General features: G+C 72.0%; 3 protein-coding genes. 1 reads left to right on the plus strand and 2 read right to left on the minus strand.

The genetic code is table 11. The features are described 5' to 3' along the window. Positions 1 to 108 precede the first annotated feature (108 nt). Positions 109 to 3,450, minus strand: a complete 3,342-nt coding sequence (gene mfd / locus VGB24_RS24040; protein ID WP_331075473.1) for a transcription-repair coupling factor — start codon at positions 3,448 to 3,450, stop codon at positions 109 to 111. Positions 3,451 to 3,668: 218 nt separating this feature from the next. Next, positions 3,669 to 4,844 (minus strand): S8 family peptidase, encoded by a 1,176-nt coding sequence (locus VGB24_RS24045; RefSeq protein ID WP_331075474.1) that lies wholly within the window; start codon positions 4,842 to 4,844, stop codon positions 3,669 to 3,671. Positions 4,845 to 5,373: 529 nt separating this feature from the next. Between VGB24_RS24045 and VGB24_RS24050 the strand changes: the two genes are divergently transcribed. Continuing rightward, positions 5,374 to 6,705: DUF4384 domain-containing protein (locus VGB24_RS24050; RefSeq protein WP_331075475.1), on the plus strand; the 1,332-nt coding region annotated here is incomplete at its 3' end.

Below are 6,705 nucleotides of genomic sequence, written 5' to 3' on the forward strand. Positions count from 1 at the left end.
TCGCCCGATCCATACCCCCGTACCCCGATTTCGTCCCGCACTCCACGCTCCTGCACCGTCGCACTTCACTTCCGCACTAACGCACTTCCGCACTCACGCACTTTCCCGTCACGCCGCCAGCGCGGGGTCGGCGGCCAGGTCGCGCAGCGCCGAGACCAGCGTGCCCATGATGGGCTCGGTGCCGTGGCGCGTCAGCGTCAGCGACAGCGGCAGGGCCCGGCGCACCTCCACGGCGAACTGCCAGGCCTGCAGGCTGCGCTGAAGCGACGCCATCCGCGGCACCATCCCCTGGCGGAAGTTGATGCGCACGTCCCACGGGCGAACCAGGATGCGCTCGATGCGCAGCCCGCCCCCCAGCAGCCGCAGCGCCGCCGTCCCCAGCATGGTCTCCAACTCGTCGGGCAGCGGCCCGTAGCGGTCGCGCAGCTCGCGGCGCAGGGCGTCGATCCCCTCCAGCTTCTCCTCGCGCGAAAGGCGCCGGTAGAAGTGGAGCTTCTGCGCCTCGTCGGGAATGTAGCTGTCCGGGATCAGCGCCGTGCCGTCCACCGACACCTCGGCCAGCGGGGCGGGGCCCGACGCGCCGCCGCCCTTCATCTGCCGGATGGTGTCTTCCAGCAGGCGCAGGTAGGTGTCGAGCCCCACGGCGGACACGAACCCCGACTGCTGCTGCCCCAGGATGTTGCCGGCGCCGCGCAGCTCCAGGTCCTTGAGCGCGATGCGGTAGCCGCTTCCCAGCTCGGTGTAGTGCTCCAGCACCCGCAGCCGCTTCTCGGCATCTTCCTGGATCTCGTCGGGGACGAGGAGGTAGCAGTACGCGCGATGGTGGCTGCGGCCCACCCGCCCGCGGATCTGGTACAGCTGGCTCAGGCCGAAGTAGTCCGCCCGGTTGACGATCAGCGTGTTGGCGCGGGGAACGTCGAGCCCCGCCTCGATGATGGCCGTGGCCACCAGCACGTCGGCCTCGCCCTCCAGGAAGCGGGTCATCACCTCCTCGAGCTCCTTCTCGCGCATCTGCCCGTGCGCCACCCCGATGCGCGCGTCGGGCACCAGCCCGCGCACCTTCTGCGCGACGGCGCCGATCGTCTCCACCCGGTTGTGGACGAAGAACACCTGGCCCCCGCGGTCCAGCTCGCGCCGGATGGCGTCTTCCAGGATGGCGTCGGTCCACGGCAGCACGTGGGTGATCACCGGCTGCCGGTCGCGCGGCGGCGTCTGGATCAGCGTCATGTCGCGCAGCCCCAGCAGCGAAAAGTGCAGGGTGCGCGGGATGGGCGTGGCGGTGAGCGTCAGCACGTCCACGCTGCGGCGCAGGTGCTTCAGCATTTCCTTGTGCTTCACCCCGAATCGCTGCTCCTCATCGATCACCATCAGCCCGAGGTCGCGGAACTTCACGTCGGGCGAGAGCAGGCGGTGGGTCCCCACCAGGATGTCGACCTCGCCCGCCTCCAGCTGCTCCAGCACCTTCGCCTGCTCCTTGGCCGTGCGAAAGCGCGACAGCGCCTCGATCTTCACCGGAAAGTCGGCCAGGCGCTCGCGGAAGGTGTGCAGGTGCTGCTCGGCCAGGATGGTCGTGGGCACGAGCACCGCCACCTGCTTGCCTTCCTGCACGGCCTTGAAGGCGCCGCGGATGGCGATCTCCGTCTTGCCGTAGCCCACGTCGCCGCAGATCAGCCGGTCCATGGGCCGCGGCGACTCCATGTCGCGCTTCACGTCCTCGGTGGCCTGGCGCTGGTCGGGCGTGTCCTCGAAGAGGAACGCCGACTCCATCTCGCGCTGCCAGCGGGTGTCGGGGGCAAAGGCGAACCCCTTCTCCGCCTGGCGGGCGGCGTACAGCTCCAGCAGCTCGGCCGTCATCTCCTGGATGGCCTTGCGCGTCTTCTGCTTGGCGCGCGACCAGTCCTTGCCGCCGATCCGGTGCACCTTGGGGGGCGGGGCCTCGTTGTCCTCGGCCACCCAGCGCTCGATCAGGTCCACCCGGTGCACCGGCACGCGCAGCAACTCGCCGCCCGAGTACTCGATGACCAGCGTCTCGAACTCCTCCTCGCCCAGGCGAACCCGCTCCATCCGCCGGAACTGCCCCACGCCGTGGTCCATGTGCACCACGTAGTCGCCCGGCTTGAGCGCCGCCACGCTTTCCAGCGCGGCCCCGCCCCGGAAGCGCCTGCGGCGGCGGATGCGGCGCGAGCGGCGGAAGATCTCGTGGTCCGTCAGCACCCGCAGCGCGGGCACGGCGTCGGCCAGCACGAAGCCGCCCGACATGGAGCCGATGGCCAGCTCCGTCCACCGCGCCACCTTCAATTCGTCCAGCAGCTCCTGCAGGCGCTCCAGCTGCCCCTGGTTGTCGCACAGCACCAGGGTGCGGTCGCCCGCGCCGGCCGCCTGCTTGAGCTCCTCGCCCAGCCGACCCATGTCGCGGTCGATGGCGGGCGGGGGCAGGGCGCGGAAGCGGGCGAAGCGCTGCACCGGGAGCGTCCCCGCGTCTTCCACGAACAATTGCGGAAAGGTGCCCAGCCGCCGCTCGGCAACCGCCGGCGGCATGAACAGCCGCTCCGGCTGCTCGGGGCGGGTGCCGCGCCGCGCCTCGGACTCGTGAAGGCGGATGACCTCCGTCCAGGTGCGCTCCAGCTCCTGCCGGGTTCCGCCGCCGTGCAGGTGCACCACCAGCGTGTCTTCGGGCAGGTAGTCCAGCAGCGTCCGCCGCTCGCCGTCCGCGGCGTGCCGGGGCGCGCCGTCCGCGGACGGCGCCTCGGCGGGCTTCAGGTCTACCGGAAGCAGCTGGATGTGGGGAACCGCGCGAACGGACAGCTGCGACAGGATGTCGAAGAAGCGGATGGACTCCACCTCGTCGCCCAGGAACTCGATGCGCGCCGGCTCGGGCGCGCCGAAGCCGAACACGTCGACGATGCCGCCCCGAAGCGCGTACTGGCCGACTTCCTCGACGGTGGCCACGCGCTCGAAGCCCATCTCCTCCAGCCGCGCCGAGAGCGCGCCGATCTTCACCGTCTCGCCCGCGCGCACTTCCAGCCGCAGGTCGCGAAGCCCTTCGACCGCGGGGGACAATTCCTGCATGGCCCGGGCGGTGGTCACCATCACCCGCGCCCGGCCGCTGAGCAGCGCCTCCAGCGCCTCCACCCGCGTGCCGCCGATCTCCAGGTGCGGCTCGCCCTCTTCGTACGGCAGCGACTCGCGCTGCGGGTACAAAAAGACGGAGGCCTCGCCCAGCAGCGCCTCCAGGTCCGAGGTGGCCATCTCGGCGTCTTCGGGCCCGCCGCCCACCACCAGCCACATGCGCTCGGGGCGCGCGCGGTGAAGCCCGGCCACCAGCAGCAGCGGCGCCGACCCCGCCAGTCCCGACGCGACCACCGTTTCGCCCGCGCGGGGCAGGCCGGCGGCCAGCTCGCGGAACGCGGGGACGGTCTGGACCGAGTCGATGAGCAGGGGGTGCGGCACAGCCTTTCGTGTTGCCGAAAACCCGGCGCCGGCGCGCCTCCCAGGGGGCGTCCGGCGGGGGAAAAGAAGCCCGGCGCCTGCGCGGCGCCGGATCGCGGCACAAACAGCTAAACTACCGCCCTCGGCGGAGCGGCGTCAACCGCGGGGCGGCCCCGCCGAAGCACGGAGGGGCCGCGGCGCGAAGCCGCGGCCCCTCTCGTCACGTGCGACCCCGCGGATTACAGGGTCGACTTGAACAGCAGCCGGTTGGGCGTGCCGCTGACGTTGCCGGTGATCACGTTGGTGGTGGCGTTGTTGATCAGCCAGGTGCGGATGGTGGAGTACCCGGCGTCGCCGTAGGTGCCCTTGTACAGCGCGCCCACGCCCGCCACGTGCGGCGAGGCCATCGAGGTGCCGCTGATGGTGTTGGTCTGCGTGTCGCTCTGGTACCAGGCCGAGGTGATGCTGCTTCCCGGCGCGTACAGCTCCACGCAGCTCCCCCAGTTGCTGAACGACGACTTGGCGTCGCTGCTGGTGGACGAGGCCACGGTGGTCACCGTGCTGGCGCGGGCGGGCGACGTGGTGCAGGCATCCACGTTGGAGTTGCCCGCGGCCACGGCCACGAACACGCCCGCGTTCGAAAGGCGGTTCACCGCGTCGTCCGTGGCCTGGCTGGCGCCGCCGCCCAGCGACAGGTTGGCCACGGCCGGCTTGATGTGGTTGGCGGTCACCCAGTCGATGCCGGCGATGATGGTGCTGTTGGCGCTGCCGCCCGAGCAGGTGAACACCTTCACCGCGCGGATCATCACGGCCTTGGCGATGCCGTACGTCTTGCCGCCCACGGTGCCGGCCACGTGCGTGCCGTGCCCGTTGCAGTCCGAGGCGTTGCCGTCGCCCGTGGCGTTGTAGTTGTTCTGCGCGCGGGTGGTGCCGTCGGTCTTGCGGAACTCGGCGTGAGTGGCGCGAACGCCCGTGTCGATGATGTACGCCCGGACGTTGGAGGCGGTGTTGGTGTAGTTGTAGGTGCCCGAGAGCGGCCGCGCACGCTGGTCGGTGCGGTCGATGCCCCAGGTGGCGCCCGACTGCGTGGCCGAAAGCGTGGCCACCTGGTCCTCTTCCACGAAGTCCACCGAGGGGTGGCTGCGCAGCGCGTTCAGCTGCCCGGCGTTCAGCTCGGCGGAAAAGCCGGTGAGCGCGGCGGAGTACACGTGCTGCGGGGTCACCCCGGCCACGGCGGCGACGGCGCGGGCATCGGCCCCTTCCTTCAGCACCACGATGTACGATCCCTCGATCCCGCGGCCGTTGGCGGCGAAGTGCACGGGGGCGCTGCGGGCCGCCACGGGCTCGGTCGCCTGGTCCGAGCAGGCGGCCAGGGCGGCCATGCCAAGGAGCAGCGAGGTGTTGCGGAGCTTCATGTGCGTTCTCCAACCGGGGTGGAAAGCGCCGCCACGGGGTGTGGCGGTGAGGGCGAGCGGTGCACCGGGCGCCTCCCCGCGTCGGGCGGGTGGCATTCGCGGGCTTCTGGATGGGCTGGTGTACGGTCCACGGGAAAAGCACGGCGCGGGCCAGCGGGCGCGGCGAGCCAACTCGTTGCGGCAGAAAGATTTGCGAATTTCGCCCCGACGCGGTGGTGGTGAAGATCGGTGCGGACGCCACTCGGGGCGCACCAAAACGGTGCTGGGGCGGGGCGCGGGCGCCGGCTGAAACGCCGGGATTCGGTCTGATCGGCGGACGGCCGGGCCGCGGCAGGCATGGGCTGAGCGCCGCCTTACCGTCCCCTGCGTGAGAACGCCCGTCCCCGCCCGGGGACGGGCAGGGAGGACGGCGAGGGGACGACATGGTTGATTCCCCGCGCCATTCCTTGCATCTTCCGAGTGTGTCCTCCCGGAACGGCGCTTGCCCCGCCGTGTGGGCGGAACCCCGCTCGGACCCGGAGACCCACTCATGATCAAGACGATCCTTTCCTCGGTGGGGCTTGCCCTCGCCGTGCTCGCCCCCGTGGCGGCGGCCGCCGAGGCCGCCCCCGCGCTGCTGCTGCCCACGCCCGCCGTCGCCGCCGCGTCGCTGCAGCAGGGCGGCGTTCGCGTGTGGGTGGAAGGCCACCGCGACTTCTACAGCGAAAACGACCGCATGCGCGTGATGGTGCGGCCGGACTACGACGGCTACCTGGCCGTCTTCCACATCGACACCAACGGCGACCTCGACGTGCTGTACCCGCGGTCGCACAACGACGACGGCTACGTGCGCGGCGGGCGTGCCCTGCGGGTGAGCTCGCGCGGCGGGTGGGACTACCTGCGCGTGCGCGGCGGCCCGGGGATGGGCTACGTGTTCGCCGTGACCCTCGACGAGCCGCTGGAGCTGTGGCGCATCCGCGACCTGTACGCGCCGCGCCTGGCCCGCTGGGACGGCAGCCGCTCCGTGTATGGAGACCCGTTCTACGCCATGGACGAAGTGGTGCGCGCCATCGTTCCCCAGGGGGCGCAGGGGTACGAGTCGGTGGACTACTACACCTACCACGTGGGCCGGCGCTATTCGCACCCGCGCTACGCCTGCTACGACGGCTACGGCGACTGGTACGGCAGCCGCACGTCGTACTACGATTCGTGCGGCCGCGTGCGCTCGTTGCTGGGCTACAACCAGTACTATTATGATACGCGGTACTGGCGCGGAAACCGGCGCGTGTACTACGACCGCTACTCCGGCGGCGCGCGCCGCGTTCCCCGGCCCATGCACGGGTACAAGGAGCGCACCGAGAGCTACGCGCCCCCGGTTGCTTCCGGACGCCAGCCGCGGCCGCGCACCTCGCAGCCCGGCGGGCAGGCCTCCGCGCCCCCCGCGTCCGGACGTGACGGCCGGCCGGTCGCCACGGGCGAACGCGAGGCACAGCGGGGGGAGCAGGGTAGCTCCCGCCGTCCGGAGCCCCGGGTGGCCGCGCCCCGCCGCGGCGGCGAAGACGCCCCCGGCGGCACCGCGCAGCGCGAGCCGCAGCAGGAAACGCCGCGGCAGCAGGGGCGGCCCGTGGCGCCGCAGCGCGACCGGCCCACCTTCCAGCGCCGTCCGTCCACGGACGACCGCGCGGAGCCCCGGCGCGAGGCGCCCCGCCGGGAGGAGCCCCGGCGCGAGCGGACGGAGCCCACCCGCGAGCGGGCCCCGGAGCGGCAGTCGGAGCCCCGCCGCGAGCCGCCGGCGCGCGTCGAGCGCTCCGAGCCGCCCGCGCGCATGGAGCGCCCGGAGCCGCGTTCGTCCGGCAGTGAAGGCAGTTCGTCGCGCTCTTCG

This window comes from Longimicrobium sp., assembly GCF_036399935.1.
In the GTDB taxonomy this organism is placed as follows: domain Bacteria; phylum Gemmatimonadota; class Gemmatimonadetes; order Longimicrobiales; family Longimicrobiaceae; genus Longimicrobium.